This window comes from Streptomyces murinus (genome assembly GCF_002154555.1).
Classification (GTDB): domain Bacteria; phylum Actinomycetota; class Actinomycetes; order Streptomycetales; family Streptomycetaceae; genus Streptomyces; species Streptomyces murinus.
Genome location: NZ_MUNF01000254.1, coordinates 1 through 527, shown reverse-complemented (window position 1 = coordinate 527; position 527 = coordinate 1). Strand labels below are relative to the sequence as shown.

Genomic DNA, 527 nt, shown 5'->3' with positions numbered 1-527 from the left:
CTGGCGCTGGGGTGGCCGGCCGCGGTGAAGCCGCTCGGTGAGGGGCTCGGGCTGCTCGCGCCGCTCGGGGTGCTGCTGCCGATGGCGCACGGGCGGCTCACGGTGTCGCCGCTCGCCTCGCTGCTGCGCACCGCCGCCGCGGCCTGTCTGATCTCGCTCGGCATCGCCCTGTTGCAGACCGGGGTCCCGGGCCGGGTCGTGGACGTCGACTCGCTGCTGCTGAACACGGCCGGGGCGATAGTGGCCCATCTGCTCGTCGTCCCCGCGGCTCGCGCGCGTCTGCGCAGGTGGGAGCTGCTGCACGAGGGTCTGGAGGCGGAGCCGGCCACCTTTCAGGAGGGGCTTTCTCAGGGGCGGACCCCGACGATTCCCAGGGTCGGAATCGCTCCTTAGAGTGACGCTTCATCCCCTTCGTGTCCGTATCGTCGTAGACAGCTGATCGAGCCGACCGACGACCACGGAGGATGTCATGACCGCCCTTGCCCGACCCACCCACGGCCGCATGATCGGCGGAGTGTGCGCGGGCC

The 527-nt window shown here is 71.5% G+C and carries 1 protein-coding gene; it reads left to right on the top strand.

Translation table 11 applies throughout. The features are described from left to right. A partial coding sequence (locus CCN72_RS16985) for a VanZ family protein (RefSeq protein ID WP_086808254.1) occupies positions 1-393 on the top strand: 393 nt, incomplete at its 5' end. Between the last annotated feature and the right edge of the window lie 134 nt (positions 394-527).